The organism is Pseudomonas sp. FG-3G (genome assembly GCF_901007645.1).
Lineage (GTDB): Bacteria > Pseudomonadota > Gammaproteobacteria > Pseudomonadales > Pseudomonadaceae > Aquipseudomonas > Aquipseudomonas rhizophila.
The window spans coordinates 49,255-67,048 of sequence record NZ_CAAKGZ010000034.1 but is presented as its reverse complement, the minus strand read 5'-3'; the positions used below and the strand labels follow the sequence as shown (position 1 = coordinate 67,048).

General features: G+C 60.3%; 13 protein-coding genes. 5 read left to right on the top strand and 8 right to left on the bottom strand.

Annotated features, from left to right (window positions below; all coding sequences use genetic code 11):
* Positions 1-24: 24 nt before the first annotated feature.
* From PSEUDOMOFG3G_RS22370 to aspA, 8 genes are all read right to left on the bottom strand, one after another.
* Positions 25-4,626: a dermonecrotic toxin domain-containing protein gene (locus PSEUDOMOFG3G_RS22370; RefSeq protein ID WP_139048665.1), complete on the bottom strand. Its 4,602-nt coding sequence runs from the start codon at positions 4,624-4,626 to the stop codon at positions 25-27.
* A 151-nt stretch (positions 4,627-4,777) separates the two neighbouring features.
* Positions 4,778-5,878, bottom strand: a complete 1,101-nt coding sequence (locus PSEUDOMOFG3G_RS22365) for a polyamine ABC transporter substrate-binding protein (protein ID WP_139048664.1) — start codon at positions 5,876-5,878, stop codon at positions 4,778-4,780.
* Positions 5,879-5,889: 11 nt separating this feature from the next.
* Positions 5,890-6,921 carry a histone deacetylase family protein gene (locus tag PSEUDOMOFG3G_RS22360; protein ID WP_139048663.1) on the bottom strand — a complete coding sequence of 344 codons (1,032 nt, stop codon included), beginning with the start codon at positions 6,919-6,921 and terminating at the stop codon, positions 5,890-5,892.
* A 379-nt stretch (positions 6,922-7,300) separates the two neighbouring features.
* Positions 7,301-7,663: a DUF6124 family protein gene (locus tag PSEUDOMOFG3G_RS22355; protein WP_139048662.1), complete on the bottom strand. Its 363-nt coding sequence runs from the start codon at positions 7,661-7,663 to the stop codon at positions 7,301-7,303.
* A gap of 384 nt (positions 7,664-8,047) precedes the next feature.
* Positions 8,048-9,040 (bottom strand): AraC family transcriptional regulator, encoded by a 993-nt coding sequence (locus tag PSEUDOMOFG3G_RS22350; RefSeq protein WP_139048661.1) that lies wholly within the window; start codon positions 9,038-9,040, stop codon positions 8,048-8,050.
* Positions 9,041-9,222: 182 nt separating this feature from the next.
* Positions 9,223-10,227 carry an asparaginase gene (locus PSEUDOMOFG3G_RS22345; protein ID WP_139048659.1) on the bottom strand — a complete coding sequence of 335 codons (1,005 nt, stop codon included), beginning with the start codon at positions 10,225-10,227 and terminating at the stop codon, positions 9,223-9,225.
* Between the two features lie 129 nt (positions 10,228-10,356).
* Positions 10,357-11,808, bottom strand: coding sequence for a sodium:alanine symporter family protein (locus PSEUDOMOFG3G_RS22340; protein WP_139048658.1), 1,452 nt, complete (start codon positions 11,806-11,808; stop codon positions 10,357-10,359).
* Between the two features lie 492 nt (positions 11,809-12,300).
* Positions 12,301-13,725 carry an aspartate ammonia-lyase gene (gene aspA, locus PSEUDOMOFG3G_RS22335; protein WP_025216214.1) on the bottom strand — a complete coding sequence of 475 codons (1,425 nt, stop codon included), beginning with the start codon at positions 13,723-13,725 and terminating at the stop codon, positions 12,301-12,303.
* A 181-nt stretch (positions 13,726-13,906) separates the two neighbouring features.
* Here aspA and PSEUDOMOFG3G_RS22330 point away from each other — a divergent pair, with 181 nt between their 5' ends.
* The 5 genes from PSEUDOMOFG3G_RS22330 to PSEUDOMOFG3G_RS22310 all read left to right on the top strand — a co-directional run bounded on the left by PSEUDOMOFG3G_RS22330 (position 13,907) and on the right by PSEUDOMOFG3G_RS22310 (position 17,722).
* Positions 13,907-14,824 carry a LysR substrate-binding domain-containing protein gene (locus tag PSEUDOMOFG3G_RS22330; protein WP_139048657.1) on the top strand — a complete coding sequence of 306 codons (918 nt, stop codon included), beginning with the start codon at positions 13,907-13,909 and terminating at the stop codon, positions 14,822-14,824.
* 335 nt (positions 14,825-15,159) lie between these two features.
* Positions 15,160-15,651 carry a 5-(carboxyamino)imidazole ribonucleotide mutase gene (gene purE / locus PSEUDOMOFG3G_RS22325; protein WP_003196369.1) on the top strand — a complete coding sequence of 164 codons (492 nt, stop codon included), beginning with the start codon at positions 15,160-15,162 and terminating at the stop codon, positions 15,649-15,651.
* 12 nt (positions 15,652-15,663) lie between these two features.
* On the top strand, positions 15,664-16,749 hold the full coding sequence (locus PSEUDOMOFG3G_RS22320; RefSeq protein ID WP_047226717.1) for a 5-(carboxyamino)imidazole ribonucleotide synthase: 1,086 nt from the start codon (positions 15,664-15,666) through the stop codon (positions 16,747-16,749).
* 103 nt (positions 16,750-16,852) lie between these two features.
* Positions 16,853-17,098 (top strand): GlsB/YeaQ/YmgE family stress response membrane protein, encoded by a 246-nt coding sequence (locus PSEUDOMOFG3G_RS22315; protein ID WP_039593587.1) that lies wholly within the window; start codon positions 16,853-16,855, stop codon positions 17,096-17,098.
* Between the two features lie 87 nt (positions 17,099-17,185).
* On the top strand, positions 17,186-17,722 hold the full coding sequence (locus PSEUDOMOFG3G_RS22310; RefSeq protein ID WP_076383207.1) for a DUF3299 domain-containing protein: 537 nt from the start codon (positions 17,186-17,188) through the stop codon (positions 17,720-17,722).
* The last annotated feature ends 72 nt before the right edge of the window (positions 17,723-17,794 follow it).

Genomic DNA, 17,794 nt, shown 5'->3' with positions numbered 1-17,794 from the left:
TCCCACAGATTCAGACCCTGACCGTTATGAGGGCCGCTTTGGAAAGAACACTTCCCTGGCCTGATCCACCGCAATTTCGCTGCGGTAAAGATCGATCAGTTGGCGCTGGGTGAGATCCTGGGTGGCGTCGGCGCGTGCTCCCTTGTTGACTTGCTCCGGTGTTTTCAAGCGACCGGAAAGGTAGGCGTGGGCGGGGACCCAGTCGGTGGAGTAACGGAAATCGGCAAACCAAAGCGTTTTGTTTTCCTTCACGTCCCTGATCTCATACCGGTCGAGATAGCCGCGAAGAGGGCCTTTGTTTTTTTGTCGGTTCTTTAGTTTGGTGATGGAAATACGGTTGCGGCTTTTAAGCCAAATGACGCCATCCATGGTCGGAGGGCGATGTTTGATGACATTCAGTACGGCATCGAAGGCTTCCTCGTACAGGGCCTTCGCTTGCGTCTTGAGTGCCATGCGCAGGGCTTCGGCGGTACGCTTTTGTTTTACTGACACTTCAACGGTTTCGTTCGAGGCACTGTCCACTGCCTTTTTGATTGCAATGCCGACTTTCTCCATCCTGTTTGCATGGGCGTTCAGGATCATTCCGAGACCGGTGGGCGATCGGCCTGGCGCATTCATGTGCTCCTCGACCTGCGCCTGGAACGCCTCCAGCCCATCGATCAGGGCTTGGCCCTTTGCGAGGCTGGTTGCCAGTGGCGGGACGATCTGCGGCGTGTCGGCGAGCGCATGGGGCACCCACTCACCGGTTCCCTTGCGGTGGAAGGTGGCGATGATCTTGTCCGTGACCGGGTTCTTCACATCGACCCAATCGGTTTCTTCCTGCATTTTCGTTAAACGAGGCTCACCACTGACAAGGCCCCAAAAGCGTGCCCTGATGAACTTCTTCCTGAACCTGGGGCGTGGCTCGTAAGGGTTGCCCATGCTGCGCCGGTTGCTTCTCTCATCCAGGGCCTGGGCCAAATGTTGCAGTGCCCGTTTTTTCAGGCCGCCGATCTGCTTGTTCAGCCGATTGAGTTCGGCCGGCCGGGCGCTGTCCTTGTATTCAGTGCCCACGTATTCGAGTTGTTCTTCAAGGGCGGTGAACTGTTCCGTGAGACTGCCAAATGCATCGATTTGCTCATCCAGCCGGATCACGCTGCGTTCCTCGATGGCGTCGTGCAGGCTTTGGAAGGCGATCGTGGCGCTATCAACCAGTTGGTTAATGACCGCCCAACCTTCGGGCACTGTATTGATGCTGTCGAGCGACAGGCAGAGGTGGCGATACATGTCCAACTGGATAAGACGAATACCGTCGCTCTTGTAGGTCGGCATTCTTCCACGGTGCTGCCGGATAAACTCAAAACCTTCACGCCCCAGTATCTTGAGCCTGGAAAAACGGGTCTCCATGTAATCCAGGCGCTCGTTCATGTCCTCGCCGACCCGGATCATGCTTTCGGCTGCATCGACGTGCTGCTGCTCCACGACCGCGACGCCGGTGGTGGCCATGTCCATGGCTGTTCTCAGGGCAGGGGTAAACCGCTCTTTCAGCGCGTCTATCTCTTCGAACGTGAAGTTGATCTGTGCGTTCAGGTAGCCAAGCCTGGCTTTAGGCGCGTCGGGTCTTGATTGGAAGACGGGCCATTGCGTCAGTATGTTCAGCGCTTCTTCATAGCTTTCGCGCTGGGTTTTCAAGGTGCTCAAGTAAACGTTGCGCTTGGTCTCCTTGGCGGAGCCCGAGGCGCTGTTCAATTCTTGCGCATTCATTGTCAGCAGTGCCTGGTGCTCCGGTTTTTTTTCTTCGAAGCGGTTCAGTTCGGCCAGCAGTTGAACGCTGCGGCGGTGAGTGTCGGCGATGACTTTTTCCATCGCACCTTTTGAGCCCGTTCCGCGCAGGCGCAAACGGATGTCGATATGCCAATTGCCGTGTACATCCAGCCTCAGGGGAGGGCCCAGGCGCGAGGGATTCTTCCCGTCGACGACGCAGACCTTATCGCCCACCATCAGCACGTTGAACCATTTTTCTCCCACTTTGGCGTACCACCGCCCCTGTCGTTGATAGAGCCCTTTGGACATGCCATCGGTATGGGCCTGCCCTGGTGTTTCGGGCGCGTCGACACTGAAACTCTCAAGGAGCTTGGCACCCTCTCCCGATTTGCCTGTCAAGGCACCGCTGGAATGGATGGACTCATAGTGTTCGGGGTGCGGTTGCTTAGCGGTGGAAGGCGCGAGTTTTTCGATAATGAGCTTGGGTTTAACCAGCTTGACCGGCTCCTCTAACACCTCCGGCGCCGCTGCCCTGCGACTGCGTGTGCCTTCTCTGGCATGGTCGATAGCGTGGGTGGTGATCGCCATGGCCAGGTTCAGCAGCAGGTCGACGAATGCCTCCCATGTGGCTTGGTCGTTGGCGTGTTCGCTGTCCTGCATCAGCGTTTCAATGTCATCCAGAATTTGCCAGAGCCAGACGGCGGTGCCCACGGCAGCGCCCAGATAAGGCAGGGCCAGGTTGAAAATCAGCCAGCCTGCCTGCTTGAACGTACTCCAGCGGGTTTCGCTGTTGGAGACCGATTGCCGGTCTGCAAGCTCGACCAGGGCATTGGCATTGGCCTTGAACAACAGTGGCAGGAAATCGGGGCCCAGGGTTTTTTCGCTCAAACCGACGGGGGCGCTATCGAGCCATGATGTAAAAGGGTCCGTCGCAAACTCAACGATGACCCAGGGTGAGGGCAGCGGGCCCGAGAAAATGTATCGGCTGTAATTGCTGCGCACCTCATCGGGTAGCCAGGCCAGGACCGATTGGCGCAATTCAGGGATTTGCCTGATCGCATACAACAGGTTGCTGGAGGAGGGGTACTGGCACAACTGCGGCTCAAGCAGCGGTCGATAAAGCAGGCAGGGACCGGCGTCTGGATTCTTCGGACCGATCACGAACATATTGGTCACGATGTCTTCCGAGGGGATCAGTTTCTGTTGGGATATGAAGGCCAGCCTGCGCAAGACGATGGGTTGTCCGTCGACCTTGCGATCGGCTTCCTCCGGTTCCATCAGTGCGGCGACATAACGGTAACCCCGTTCGTCGATGTTCCCACGCCCTCGGATCTTTCCCTCCAGCGCCAGCATGGGCAGTTGAATGCGCAACTGGGAGGTGTACAACTCTTCGCGGCGGGCCGATTCGGTCGGATCGTCGAGCAGTTTGCTCTTCACCAGATCGGGATAGACGCGACCGATATCGATTTTGGTGATCAGGCTTTCGATGTAGTCGGTCGTCATCCAGGTGGGCAACACCTTGTCGGTGAGGGACCTGACGGTTTTGTTGCCCAGGGGCAGTGCAATCAGGTTTTGCAAGGCCAGCTCAACGAGATTGAACCGGGTGGTCTCGAATTTGCCCGGAACGATAAAAGACCCCCAGGCCACGAGGCTGCGAATCTGGATCTCGATTTTTTCCGGATCGAGTGTCGCAGCGTCGGCATGGTCCGCTTGCATCTGCTTCTTGAGGGCGTTCAAGGCAAACTCCTTGATAGGAGCAATATCGTCCAGGTAGGTCTTGCCGGCATGGGAACTGCTCAACGCCGAAAGGTTTTTCATGTGCTGGGCGAACAGAATCTGATCGGATATCGACGCTGCCAGCAGCCAGTCGGGGATCTTTTTATCGAACCAGGTCGCGCCAAGACCTTTTTCTGCGTCCAGCCCGCTGGTCACTGGCTGGTCGTCTTCGATGGATGCAACTTTTTTCAGAAAGCTGGAGGAACCGAGGATCTTGACCTGCATGGCGATCAGGCCGCAGGCCTTTTGATCGAAGATGTTGCCGGTGGGCTCATACAGCCGCCACTGGATTTTCTTGCGGAACGTGGTGTCCAGTTGCGTCGGGAGAAATTGCCCCAGCGCCTGCTGTGAATCGAATTTTTTATAGCTGTCGCGCAGCGAGTACGTAAGGATGACCTCTTTACTGGCGATGGTTCCGATCAGTACCACCAACGAATTTTCGTTCAGGCGGCTCACTTTGGTCCCGTCAACTTCATCGATGTCGATCAGGTACGCGTGAGTGTCGTAGCGATCATGTTGCTTGCGGTCCTCCGGGTTGGGGTAAAGGAACAATTGCCTGGCCATGTCGCATTCGGTCGTGGTCCAGCCATTGACCTCTTTGACGTCCCAGATCTTGCGCAGCGTTCTGGAGAGCTCATGCCAGCGTGGGCCGGATGTGCCCACTGGCGCGTTCCAGTACGCCAGTTGTTGTTCCTGGCAGGCGGACAACATGACGGGCTCCAGTTCGTTGATCAGGGCTCCGATCTGTTCGATACGTACCGGCAGATGCACCTCCGGGGTGCTGATCGGTAGCTGAGTCAAAAAGTGCACGCCTTCGATCAGCATGGTCGAATCGCTCACGCCTACTCGTTCGGCCACCATATCGCTGAGGGTTTCGTAACGGGTGGGCAGTTCCAGGATTTCGCCGTCGACAATGTCCCAGCGAGGCTCGCCAACGACTGTGTTGAGCGGATCGAGGTCCAGTGTCGGATACATTTTCTTGAGGGCCCTGCGCAGGAGCACCGCGGCAACTTCCGGGGAGGTAGGCCCTGCGAGTAGCTGGTTGAGCACAGCATTCTTGAGGCTGGCTTCAGGTGTAGTGTTCGTGGTTGTAGAGGTTCTGGTCATCTGACGCTCCCTGTCTTGCGATAGGTGGAATCCCCGCCGCTGAATGCTTCGGGGATTCCATGCTAGGGAGGTACAAGACAGGGAAGGTGGTAACTATGTATAGGCCGCCTGACAATGCCCGGTTGGGAATAAACCCTTTGCCACAGAGCCTTTACTGGCCGGATTTAATCCGGGTCCAGGCTCGCGTCCGCGCGCGCTCGGCGTCCCTGGGCAACGGTTGCAAGGTGTAGAGCGTAGCCATCGCCGCCTCGGTCGGATACAGGTTGGGGTTGCTGCGGATCGCCGGGTCGACCATTTCGGTGGCGTCCTTGTTGGGGTTCGGATAGCCAACGAAATCGCTGACCGGTGCGATCACCTCCGGTTGCAGCAAGTAGTTGATAAAGGTGTAGGCGTCGTCCGGATTTTTCGCCCCTTTAGGGATGGCGAGCATGTCGAACCAGATTGGCGCGCCTTCCTTGGGCAGGCGCATGTCCACGGTCACGCCGTTCTTGGCATCCTTGGCGCGGTTGGCCGCCTGGGAGAAGCTGCCGGAGTAACCGACCGCCACGCAGATATCGCCGTTGGCGATGTCAGCCATGTACTTGGATGAGTGGAAATAGGTGATGTGCGGGCGGATCTTCATCAGCAGCGCTTCGGCCTTGGCATAGTCCGCCGGTTGCTTGCTGTTGGGGTCCAGGCCCAGGTGCTGCAAGGCCAGGGGCAGGATCTCCGACGGTGAGTCGAGCAGCGCCACGCCGCACTGCTTGAGCTTGCTGATGTTCTCTTCCTTGAAAATCAGGTCCCAGCTGTCCACCGGCGCGTTGTCACCCAGGGCAGCTTTGATTTTGTCCGGATTGAAACCGATCAGGATGGTGCCGTACATGTAGGGCACGGCGAATTTGTTGCCGGGGTCGTTGGCTTCGATCAGCTTCATCAGCTTGGGATCGAGGTGGTTCCAGTTTGGCAGCTTGCTGCGGTCCAGGGGCTGGAACACCCCGGCCTCGATCTGCTTGGCCAGGAACACGTTGGACGGCACCACCACGTCGTAGCCGGAATTGCCGGTCAGCAGCTTGGCCTCCAGCGCTTCGTTGGTGTCGAAGATGTCGTAGACCAGCTTGATCTGGCTGTTCTGCGCCTTGAAATCCTCCAGGGCCTTGGGCGTGATGTAGTCGAACCAATTGTAGACGCGCAAGGTGCGCTCCTCGGCCTGAACAGCGCCGCAAAGCAGCGCGGCGCACACGGTCGGAGCCATTAAACGCTTGAGTCTGTTCATGCTTGTATTCCTCATTCGGCGCTTTGGAAACCTTCGAGAACGTTGACGGCATTGATGCCGATTTCTGCCACCGCGTAACCGCCTTCCATCACGAACAGGGTCGGTTTGCCCAATGCAGCGATGCGCTTGCCCATCGCCAGGTAATCCGGGCTGTCGAGCTTGAACTGCGAGATCGGGTCGTCCTTGAAGGTGTCCACGCCCAGGGACACCACGATCACATCGGCGTCGTAGCCTTGGATCTGCCCGCATGCCTGTTCCAGCGCCGCGCTCCATGTATCCCAGCCTGAACCGGCCGGCAGAGGATAGTTGAAGTTGAAGCCCTCACCGGCGCCTTCACCGTACTCGTCGGCGTAACCGAGGAAGAACGGAAACTCGGCTTCCGGGTGGCCGTGGATCGAAGCGAACAGCACGTCGCTGCGCTCGTAGAAAATCGACTGGGTGCCGTTGCCGTGGTGGTAATCGACATCGAGGATCGCGACCTTCTTATGGCCCTGGTCGAGAAACGCCTGGGCGGCGATGGCGGCGTTGTTGAGGTAGCAATAACCGCCCATCAAGTCGCCGGCGGCGTGGTGCCCCGGCGGGCGGCACAGCGCGAAGGCACTGCGAGCGCCGCGCTGGATCTCGGCCTGGGCGGTTAGGGCGACCTGGGCGGCGCTGTAGGCTGCCTGCCAAGTGCCGGCGGTAATCGGCGCGCCGGCGTCGAAACTGTAATAACCCAACTGGCCGTGCAGGCTCGTGGGTATGACCGTGCGAAAGGTCCGCGCAGGCCAGGTGAAGGGCAACAAATCGCCCTCGCGGTTGTACTTGGCCCAGCGGTCCCAAGCACCTTTGAAAAATTCCAGATACGCCGCGCTGTGGATGCGCTGGATCGGCCCCAGGCCAAAATCCTGCGGCGCCTCCACCGGCCCCAGTCCCCGCGCCTTGACCCGCTCCAACACATGATCGGCCCGGGACGGCATCTCGAAGCAGGGCATCAATTGCCCGTCCATCAACTCGCAACGCCCGTGGTGCAGGTGGTGATCGTCTGAATAGATCGTCAGCATTTTTTTGTTCTCCGCAAGGCTGGTCGGTTTGAACACAGTCTTGCGGCGTGCGGCGTTTCAGAGAACGGCAGGAGAGGCCAAAAGGGGATCGAAATGGCCAAAAGGTTTGACCGTAAATCGCCCCTTGGTGGCGCGGGTGTGCGCGGGGGTGGGGCATGGAGCTCCTGTGGGAGCGAGCTTGCTCGCGAAGGCGGCGGCACGTTACACCTGATCTGAAGGCATACACGGCATGTGGCGAGGGAGCTTGCTCCCGCTCGGCGGCGTAGCCGTCGTAAACCGGCTGATGCGATTTGTCTGGAGAATGCGTCAGCCTGTTTTGGGGCGGCTTCGCCACCCAGCGGGAGCAAGCTCCCTCGCCACGGGGTTGATGGTGTAACGGCTAGCGTGGCTTGACGTTATCCAGCGCTCGGTTCGCCAGCAATGAACTCAGCTCAATCAGTTGCTGGATGCCGAGGAGGAAGTGGCGGTGCGAGCCTTCCAGATCGAAAGCCAACTCGTTGACCATCGCGTCGGCAGAAGCCAGAGTTTCGCTGAGGTTGGCCAGCAGGCATTCGTTGTCGAGGCCTTTTACGACGGAGAATAGCTGGCCGGGTTGGATGGTTTCCGCGGGTTTTGCTGGTTTGGCCGCCAGGTAATAGTCCAATGCGCGTTTGGAGGCTTCGTCGAGCTTTTTTGCGTTGAGACCGTCCAAGTAGGGGGAGTTGGGATCTGCTTCTGCTGGGTTTGGTTTAATCTTGAACATAGTGAAGCTCCTTTCACGTGAGGAACTTTCGTCAACCGGGCCGCCAAACCCGTTCGCTGGATGTCAGCGACAGGGAGACGATAGGTGGTGAGGGCAAGGCGCACAAGCAGGCGGATTCTGGCGTAGTTGTAGGCAACTGCGCAGGGTTGCGTGGGGTGGTGGAAGTGTGACGGCGGGTGGGTAAACAGAGCTTCGTGTCGCTCTGCGATTCGTGGCGAGGGAGCTTGCTCCCGCTCGGCGGCGCAGCCGTCGTAGACCGGTTGTTGCGGTCTATCTGGCGTCAGTTTTTAGGGCGCTGGATGTGTCTGAGCGGACGCCATCGCGGGCAAGCCTTGCTCCCACAGGGGATAGGTGTTGTGCGTGAAAGCGGCGATTACCGAAGGTTCAGGACCTGAACTGACTCGGCGCCACCCCACTCCAGCGCACAAAGGCATGTCGAAAACTGGCGGTTTCGCTGAAACCGAGCATTTCGGCAATCTGATAGATCGGCAATTTATCCTCGCACAGCATCTGCTTGGCCCGTTCGAAGCGCAGTTCGTCGAGCAGTTCCTGATAGCTGCAGCCCATATTTTTGAGGTGACGACGCAAGGTGCGCGACGAGCAGTTCATTTGTTCTGCCAAGCCTTCCAGGCCGGGAGCGGCGTTCAATTGTGCACTGAGCAGTTGGCGAATCCGCCCCAGCCAGGCCTGGCGACCGGTGAACTCGGTGTTCTGCCGACGGCAGCGTTCGGCCATGGCGTGGTGGGTGATGGGGTCGGCCAGGGGCAGTGGTTGTTCCAGCCAGTGACGGTCGAAGGCAAACGCGTTGTCGATGCTGTCGAAACGCACCGGGCAGTCGAAAAGCGCTGCGTAGCGCGCCTGGTAATCGGGCGCCGAATGTTCGAAGCGCGCCGCGCGCAGAGGCAGTGTCTGGCCGAGCAGGTCGTTGCAGATGACTTTTAGCGAAACCATGCAGAACTCGGCGTTGAACACCGCCAGGGCGGGGTTCTCCCGATATTCGCTGGCGCTGAGCCAGACCGTTTCATGGCCTTCTTCCAAGTGCAGGTCGAAGAGTGTTCCCAATAGCGCCGGATAGCGCAGCGCCAAACGCAAAGCGTCACCCAAAGTGGCACTGCTGAGTAGGGCATACCCCAGCATCCCGTAGGACGACACGTGCATGCGCAAGCCCAGTTCCAGGCCGATGTCGCGCTTGAGGGCCACGGCATTGGCGCAGACCTGCATCTCCTGATTGGTGGTGATGCGCGTGTCGGCCCGGCTCAGATCCGCCGCGCTGATGCCGCTGCCGGTCAGCAATGCATCACTGGGCAGGCCTTCGTGCTTGAAGGTATTGAGTACCAGGGAGACGGCGTTGAGTGTGGTGAGGTGGGAGTGAAGCATGTTCGTTTCCGGCCGGGGGAGGCTGGAGATGGAGCAAGTTGTATGCCGAACGAAGATTGCCAGGCTTGAGCGAGCCCCTGTGGGAGCGAGCTTGCTCGCGATAGCGGTGGAACATTCAATATTGATGCTGAATGAAAGTCAGCCATCGCGAGCAAGCTCGCTCCCACAGGTTTTGCCGGGTGTCAGCTCAACTCGCCACACAGATCCAGCTCAACCAGCCGCCGAACCTCATCCACCGGCAGCCCAGCGCCAATCAACGCCTGCAACTTGCCGAATGCCGCCTCACGGGTCATGCCGCCACCGGACAGCACGCCGACGCCACGCAAGCGACTGCCGGCCTCGTACACGTCCAGCTCGACGCCACCTTCATGGCATTGGGTCACTGCCACCACGACCACGCCGCTGTCCCGCGCCCGCTCGAGGCTGGCGAGGAAGGCCGGGTTGTCGCTCGGGCCGGTGCCGCTGCCGTAGCATTCCAGCACCAGGCCCTGGATGCCGCTGCCCAGCAGGCCATCGAGAATTTCGGCGCTGATGCCGGGAAACAGCGGCAGCGCCGCGACGTTCGCCAGTTGCTTGGGCTGGTCGTAATTGAGCTGTGCCGGCAGCGAGGTTGCCTTGATGCCACCGCCCTGACGCTCCAGGCGTTTGAACGGATGGCGACCGAAGCTGCGCACCTTGGCGCAACGGGTCGGGGCCAACAGCTCGCCGTGGAAATACAGATGCACACCCGGCGCCAGCCCCTGGCCGAGGGCGACCAGCGCGCCACTGAGGTTTTCCCAGGCATCGCTGTCGGTCACGCCGGCGGGCAACATGGAGCCGGTGAAACACACCCGCGCATGCAGGCCGAGTAACTGGAAGCTCATGGCGGCCGCGCTGTAGGCCAGCGTATCGGTGCCGTGCAGGATCAATACGCTGTCGCAGCCCTGCACATCCACGGCGTCGACCACTGCTTCGCGCAGTTGCTGCCAGTAGGCCGGGGTCATGTTGGCGCTGTCGATCAGCGGCGACATTTCCCGGAAACGCCATTGCGGGATGACGAGTTCGGGTTGGCTGTGCAGGTAATCGCGCATCCGTGCTTCGAAACCGGATGCCGGGGCCAGGCCATGGGCGCTGGCCTGCATGCCGATGGTGCCACCGGTGTAGAGCACCATGACGTGCTGGGCGGCAGGGTAGGTCGAGAAATTCATGGGTGTTCTCCGAGGACGAAAGCGACAGCTCATCGGGCTGTCACAACATAAGGTCGAGCATGACGCCGACCTTACGCTGTGTCACGCCGGGCGCAGAGGGTGCGCCCGGTTTTTCCAACAGCCTACCGATCAGCGTTGCGCGGCGGCCACGCCTGCCGGAGCCTTTCCAGGCGCGGCTACCGGTGCCGAAGGGTTGGCTGGCCAGGCCTTGCGGTCCAGATCCAGGTCCGGGAACTTGCTGGAATCGAAAACCGGAACCTTGATGCCGGCCGAACGCTGGTCATCGTAGTCACGCAGGATGCGCATGCCGACCTTGAACAGCAGGAACAGCGCGATCAGGTTCACGAACGCCAGCAGGGTCATGGTGATGTCGGCGAAGGCGAACACGGTGCCGAGGTTCTCGATGGCACCCCAGAAGATCAACACCAGTACCAGGGTGCGGTAGCCGATCAGCACCTTGCGGTTTTCGCCGACCATGAAGCGCAGGTTGTTCTCGCCCAGGTAGTAGTTGTAGAGGATCGAGGTAAACACGAACAGCGACAGGGCCACGGAGATGAATACCCGCCCCCAGTCACCCACCACGGCGGCGAGGGAGTTTTGGGTCAGGGCAATACCGTCACCTTCGAAGCCCGGGGTGTAGAAGCCCGACAGCAGGATCAGCAGCGCGGTGCAGGTGCAGATCAGAAAGGTGTCGAGGAACACGCTGAACGCCTGAATCACACCCTGAGCCACCGGGTGCTCGACCGAGGCCACGGCTGCGACGTTTGGCGCACTGCCCAGGCCCGCTTCGTTGGCGAACACGCCACGCTTGACGCCCATGACGATGGCGCTGCCGATCAGGCCGCCAGAGGCCTGGTCAAGGCCGAAGGCGCTTTTGACGATGGTGGTCAGCATGGCCGGCACCTGATCGAACTGCAGCACGATCACGTAGAGGGTGACGCCGATGTACGCCAGGGTTTTGACCGGCACCAGCAGGTCAGCAACCTTGGCGATGCGCTTGATCCCACCGATGAACACCAGGCCCAACAGCACCGCCAGGCCAATGCCTGTGTAGGTGGTGTCGAAACCGAAAGCGTTGTTCAGCGAGTGAGTCACGGCATGGGCCTGCAGGCCGTTGAAGGCGAAGCCGAAGGTGATCAGCAGCAGGAACGCCATGATCATGCCCAGCCAGCGCTTCTGCAGGCCGTGCTGGATGTAATAGGACGGGCCACCACGGAATTGGCCTTCGGCGTCGCAGCGCTTGTAGAGCTGGCCGAGGGAACATTCGAAGAAGCTGCTGGACATGCCGACCAGCGCGGTCACCCACATCCAGAACACCGCGCCGGGTCCGCCGAGGGTGACGGCGATGCCGACACCGGCGATGTTGCCCGCGCCGACACGACCGGCCAGGCTGAGCATCAGGGCCTGGAAGGAACTGAGCTGGCCGGCGCTGCTTTTGAGGCTGTCACGGAATACCGCGAACATGTGAAAGAAATGACGGAACTGGACGAAACGCGAGCGGATCGTGAAGTAGCTACCGAGCCCGACAATGAGCACGATCAGCACTTTCCCTGAGAGGAAGTCGTTGATGACTTCGAGCATGAGTATTCCTCGCTGTTTTTTGTTTAAGCAAATGCTGGCCATTTGGAAACATCGTGTTACATCGGTCGGCGCGCGGCACAACAGGTGAGGCGATGTTTCGTCCCGGTCCATATTGCGGGTTTGTTATTAGTTCGGTTTTCGCATGTGTTGGGGGTCTCGTTTCTGACGACCGCTCACGCGAAGAGGGGCGGCACTATACCTACCAGTGCGGCGCCCGTCTGCACGATTGTGGTGCGTGCGACGAAACGGACCTTTGAATCACCTGGCCTCGCGGTCAGGTTCTTGCGGGGGCGAGCCTGCTCGCGATGGCTGGCGACGCGGTTTTTTCAAACGGCAGCGCGTCATCGTTTATCGCGAGCGGGCTCGCTCCTACAGGTTCTCTAATCGTTTGTAGCTATCAGTTAAAAAAAAGGGCTTGGGGAATAAATCCCCAAGCCCTCAAAAGGTGAGAGGTGTCTAGTCCCTCGACCTGGTGAGCAGTCATTGCGTCGATCACGCCTTCAGCGGGACGAGACGCGGAGCAATCATGTTTTCGGGGCGCAGGATGTCGTCGAGCATGGCATCGTCGAGCAAGCCTTCTTCGCGCACCAGTTCCAGTACGCCGCGGCCGCTTTCCAGCGCAACACGGGCGATACGGGTGGCATTTTCATAGCCGATGTACGGGTTCAGGGCGGTGACCAGGCCGATCGAGTGCTCGACCAGTTCGCGGCAGCGCGCTTCGTTGGCGGTGATGCCGACGATGCAGTGTTCGCGCAGCATGTCCATGGCCCGTTGCAGCAGGCGGATCGAGTCGAAGATCTTGAAGGCGATCAACGGCTCCATCACGTTCAATTGCAGTTGCCCGCCTTCGGCCGCGATGGTCAGGGCCAGGTCGTTGCCGATGATCTGGAACGCTACCTGGTTGACCGCTTCGGGGATCACCGGGTTGACCTTGCCCGGCATGATCGAGCTGCCTGGCTGGCGAGCCGGCAGGTTGATCTCGTTGATGCCGGTGCGAGGACCGCTGGACAGCAGGCGCAGGTCGTTGCAAATCTTCGACAGCTTGACCGCGGTGCGCTTGAGCATGCCGGAGAACAGTACGAAGGCACCCATGTCGGACGTGGCTTCGATCAGGTCGGCGGCCGGTACCAGCGGCTGGCCGCTGATGGTTGCCAGGCGCTGTACGGCCAGGGCCTGATAGCGCGGATCGGCGTTGATGCCGGTGCCGATGGCGGTGCCGCCCAGGTTTACTTCGGTGAGCAGTTCAGGCGCCAGGGTTTTGAGGCGTGCCAGGTCTTCGCTCAGGGTGGTGGCGAAGGCGCGGAATTCCTGGCCGAGGGTCATCGGCACAGCGTCCTGCAGTTGGGTGCGGCCCATTTTCAGGACGTGGCTGAACTCTTCACCCTTGGCGGCAAAGGCTTGGATCAGGCTGTCGAGGCTGGCCAGCAACGCGTCGTGACCCAACAGCAGACCCAGGCGAATCGCGGTCGGATAGGCGTCGTTGGTGGACTGCGCCATGTTCACGTCGTTGTTGGGGTGCAGGTACTGGTATTCGCCTTTGTTGTGGCCCATGGCCTCCAACGCAATGTTGGCGATGACTTCGTTGGCATTCATGTTGGTTGAAGTGCCAGCGCCGCCCTGGATCATGTCCACCACGAACTCTTCGTGGAAATCGCCGCGGATCAGTCGTGCACAGGCTTCGCTGATAGCGGCGTGCTTGGCTTCGCTGAGTTGGCCCAGCTCGCGGTTGGCATCAGCGGCGGCCTGTTTGACCATTGCCAGACCGACCACCAGCTTGGGGTAATGCGAGATCGGGACGCCGGAGAGACGGAAGTTGTTCACCGCTCGCAGGGTCTGGATGCCGTAATACGCTTGCGCCGGTACTTCAAGTACGCCAAGCAGGTCTTTTTCTGTGCGGAATGATGCAGCGGAAGACATGATAGAAATCATCTCGATAAGGACCCGGTCTGAGCCGGAACGCTGTGAATCCTAGGCTTTCAGAAAAATTAGGGCCAATGCTGTTAAACACTGCCCTATGCACATTCGGCATAATGCGGGTGTGACGCCGACGGTACGGCGAGCGTGTGACCTGTTTTGGTGCGTGCCTTGGGAGGACGTGATGAATCTAGAAAGCAAATGGCTCGAGGACTTCAGTGCCCTGGCCGCGACTCGCAGTTTTTCCCAGGCGGCCGAACGGCGCTTCGTGACGCAACCGGCCTTCAGCCGACGCATCCGCAGCCTCGAAGCGGCGCTGGGGCTGACCCTGGTCAACCGCTCTCGCACACCGATCGAACTGACAGCAGCGGGGCAGTTGTTCCTGGTGACGGCGCGTACCGTGGTCGAGCAACTGGGTGAAGTGCTGCGTCATCTGCACCATCTGGAAGGCGGGCAGGGCGAGGTGATGCAAGTGGCGGCCGCGCACTCCCTGGCGTTGGGCTTCTTCCCGCGCTGGATCGCACAACTGCGCAACGAAGGCTTGAACATCGCCACGCGGCTGGTGGCGACCAACGTCGGCGACGCCGTGCATGCGTTGCGTGAAGGGGGTTGCGATCTGATGCTGGCCTTCTATGACCCGGATTCGGCCATGCAAATGGACCCGGAGATTTTCCCCTCGCTGCACTTGGGCCAGACCGAAATGCTGCCGGTGTGTGCTGCCGATGCTGAGGGCAAACCGCTGTTCGACCTTGAAGGCGAGGCCAGCGTGCCCTTGCTGGCCTATAGCGCCGGTGCATTTCTCGGACGCTCGGTGAACCAGTTGCTGCGCCAGCGGGCCCTGCGTTTCACCACGGTTTACGAAACGGCCATGGCCGACAGCCTCAAAAGCATGGCGCTGGAGGGCTTGGGTATCGCCTGGGTGCCGCAACTGAGCGTGCGCGCCGAACTGGCCCGGGGCGAACTGGTGGTCTGCGGCGGCACGCAATGGCACGTGCCCCTGGAAATCCGCCTGTACCGCTGCGCGCTGGTGCGCAAGGCCAACGTGCGCTTGTTGTGGCGCAAGCTCGAGGGCGGCGCGGCGCAAGGCGTGACTGGCACCTGATACCACGAAGATCTTCTGTGGGAGCGAGCCTGCTCGCGATAGCGGTGTGTCAGGCAACGATGATGTTAAATGTCAGTCCGCTATCGCGAGCAAGCCCGTTCCCACAGGGGAATTGTGGTGCTTTTTCGCTGACCTGAGAGTCAATAAAACCGCCGTTTAACCACAAATGACAGATGGTCGCGACAGGGGCTGTTTATCTATTTCATTGAGGTATACTGCGCGGCCTTCGGCCGGTCCAGATCGGCCATAATTCGTACAACAAGCCACGCCGGTTTCCTGCGTGGCTTGTTGTTTTTTGACGCGCCTGCGGGCGCCCAGAGAGAAGAGGCACGACGATGAGTGCACTGGTTGGCGTGATCATGGGCTCCAAGTCCGATTGGTCCACCCTTAGCCACACCGCCGATATGCTGGAAAAGCTCGGCATCCCTTACGAGGTGAAAGTGGTCTCCGCCCACCGCACCCCGGACCTGCTGTTCCAGTACGCCGAAGAGGCTGAGGCGCGTGGCATCGAGGTGATCATCGCCGGTGCCGGTGGCGCGGCCCACCTGCCAGGCATGTGTGCGGCCAAGACTCACCTGCCGGTGCTGGGCGTGCCGGTGCAGTCGTCGATGCTCTCGGGCGTCGATTCGCTGCTGTCGATCGTGCAGATGCCGGCCGGCATTCCGGTCGCGACCCTGGCCATCGGCAAGGCCGGTGCGATCAACGCGGCCCTGCTGTCGGCGAGCATCCTGGGCGCCAAGCACCCACAATTTCATACCGTGCTGAAAAAATTCCGTGCTGAGCAGACAGACAGCGTCCTGGACAATCCAGACCCACGCATTGCCTGAGGTGGTTGACGAATGAAGATCGGTGTAATCGGTGGCGGCCAGTTGGGTCGCATGTTGGCCCTGGCGGGAACGCCGCTGGGAATGAACTTCGCTTTCCTCGATCCGGCGCCGGACGCCTGCGCCAGCGCGCTGGGTGAACATCTGCGGGCCGACTACGGTGATCAGGACCATCTGCGCCAACTGGCCGATGAAGTCGATCTGGTGACCTTCGAGTTCGAGAGCGTCCCGGCCGAAACCGTTGCCTTCCTGTCCCAGTTCGTCCCGGTCTACCCGAGTGCCGAAGCCTTGCGCATCGCCCGCGACCGCTGGTTCGAAAAGAACATGTTCAAGGACCTGGGCATCCCTACACCCGCGTTCGCTGACATCCAGTCCCAGGCCGACCTGGAGGCCGCCGTTGCCTCCATCGGTCTGCCGGCGGTCCTCAAGACTCGCACCCTGGGCTACGACGGCAAGGGCCAGAAAGTCCTGCGCAATCCTGAGGATGTGGCCGGCACGTTCGCCGAGCTGGGCAGCGTGGCCTGCCTGCTGGAAGGTTTTGTACCGTTCACTGGGGAAGTCTCGTTGATCGCCGTGCGGGCTCGCGACGGGGAAATCCGTTTCTATCCGCTGGTGCACAACACCCACAAGGACGGCATTCTCAAGCTGTCCGTTGCCAGCACCGATCATCCGCTGCAGGCCCTGGCCGAGGACTACTCCAGCCGTGTGCTCAAGCAACTGGACTATGTCGGCGTGATGGCGTTCGAGTTCTTTGAAGTGGACGGCGGCCTCAAGGCCAATGAAATCGCCCCGCGCGTGCACAACTCCGGGCACTGGACCACCGAAGGCGCCGAGTGCAGCCAGTTTGAAAACCACCTGCGGGCGGTGGCCGGGCTGCCGCTGGGCTCGACCGCCAAAGTCGGCGAAAGCGCGATGCTCAATTTCATCGGCAAGGTGCCGGACAGCGAGAAAGTCCTGGCGATTGCCGATTGCCACCTGCATCACTATGGCAAGGCGTTCAAGGCCGGACGCAAGGTCGGCCACGCCAACCTGCGCTGCGCTGACCGGGCCACGCTGGCCCAGCAGATCATCAAGGTCGAGACACTGATCGCCGAACAATAGTCTTCAGTGTCGGTGGAACCATTGGTCGGCTAACTTCTCTGATGGCTAGGTGCCAAAGCCCGAACGGGCTTTGGTCTAGCGACTTACCTCAGAGGGAAATGCCATGGGAATCATTGGAACCATCTTTATCGGCTTGATCGTGGGCCTGCTGGCGCGCTTCCTGAAACCGGGCGATGACAGCATGGGCTGGATCATGACCATCCTGCTCGGTATCGGCGGTTCGTTGGCAGCCACTTACGGCGGCCAGGCCCTGGGCATCTACCAGGCTGGCGAAGGCGCCGGTTTCATCGGTGCCCTGGTGGGCGCGGTGGTGTTGCTGGTGATCTACGGTCTGATCAAAAGAAACTGATTCTGTGACAAAGCCCCCTCTGCGTTGGCGCGCAGGGAGGGCTAGAATGCCCGGCGTCGTACTTCCTACTTATTGCCGAGCTCATTCATGCGCCGTTTAGTCTTGACCCTCCTTCTGCTGGGCAGCGGCCTGGCCCACGCCGCCGAACTGCCGGAAACCGACTGGCTAGAACTGATGCCCAAGTCGGACCAGAAAGCCCTCGAGGCCATGCCCGAGATTGACCACAACACCCCCGAAGCCAGCGGCACCTTCACCGAAAAAGGTGGCTTGAAACAAAGCAAGGGCTTACCGGCGGTGATGTATTCGAGCAAGACCGTGGCGTCGATGAACGACCGGCATATCCGCCTGGGCGGCTACCCGGTGCCGCTGGAGTCCGACGCCAAGGGCCGCAGCACGCTGTTCTTCCTGGTGCCTTACCCTGGCGCCTGCATCCACGTCCCGCCACCTCCGCCCAATCAACTGGTGCTGGTGCGCTATCCCAAGGGTTTGAAGCTGGACGACATCTACACACCGCTCTGGGTGACCGGCACGCTGAAGATCGAAAAGGTCGACAACGACCTGGCCAGTGCGGCGTACGCGCTGGAAGCGGAAAAGGTGAGGGTGGTGCAGGAGGCGGATCTGTAACGGCCGGCTGGCCTGATACAAATCCCAATGTGGGAGCGAGCTTGCTCGCGAAGCGGTGGGTCAGCCATCAAC

Bases quoted from the DNA above. Each gene is read 5' to 3' on its own strand.
- PSEUDOMOFG3G_RS22320 (WP_047226717.1), top strand. From the start codon at position 15,664: ATGAAGATCGGTGTAATCGGTGGCGGCCAGTTGGGTCGCATGTTGGCC.
- PSEUDOMOFG3G_RS22315 (WP_039593587.1), top strand. From the start codon at position 16,853: ATGGGAATCATTGGAACCATCTTTATCGGCTTGATCGTGGGCCTGCTG.
- PSEUDOMOFG3G_RS22350 (WP_139048661.1), bottom strand. From the start codon at position 9,040: ATGCTTCACTCCCACCTCACCACACTCAACGCCGTCTCCCTGGTACTC.
- PSEUDOMOFG3G_RS22365 (WP_139048664.1), bottom strand. From the start codon at position 5,878: ATGAACAGACTCAAGCGTTTAATGGCTCCGACCGTGTGCGCCGCGCTG.
- PSEUDOMOFG3G_RS22360 (WP_139048663.1), bottom strand. From the start codon at position 6,921: ATGCTGACGATCTATTCAGACGATCACCACCTGCACCACGGGCGTTGC.
- PSEUDOMOFG3G_RS22345 (WP_139048659.1), bottom strand. From the start codon at position 10,227: ATGAATTTCTCGACCTACCCTGCCGCCCAGCACGTCATGGTGCTCTAC.
- PSEUDOMOFG3G_RS22355 (WP_139048662.1), bottom strand. From the start codon at position 7,663: ATGTTCAAGATTAAACCAAACCCAGCAGAAGCAGATCCCAACTCCCCC.
- purE (WP_003196369.1), top strand. From the start codon at position 15,160: ATGAGTGCACTGGTTGGCGTGATCATGGGCTCCAAGTCCGATTGGTCC.
- PSEUDOMOFG3G_RS22310 (WP_076383207.1), top strand. From the start codon at position 17,186: ATGCGCCGTTTAGTCTTGACCCTCCTTCTGCTGGGCAGCGGCCTGGCC.
- PSEUDOMOFG3G_RS22370 (WP_139048665.1), bottom strand. From the start codon at position 4,626: ATGACCAGAACCTCTACAACCACGAACACTACACCTGAAGCCAGCCTC.
- PSEUDOMOFG3G_RS22340 (WP_139048658.1), bottom strand. From the start codon at position 11,808: ATGCTCGAAGTCATCAACGACTTCCTCTCAGGGAAAGTGCTGATCGTG.
- PSEUDOMOFG3G_RS22330 (WP_139048657.1), top strand. From the start codon at position 13,907: ATGAATCTAGAAAGCAAATGGCTCGAGGACTTCAGTGCCCTGGCCGCG.
- aspA (WP_025216214.1), bottom strand. From the start codon at position 13,725: ATGTCTTCCGCTGCATCATTCCGCACAGAAAAAGACCTGCTTGGCGTA.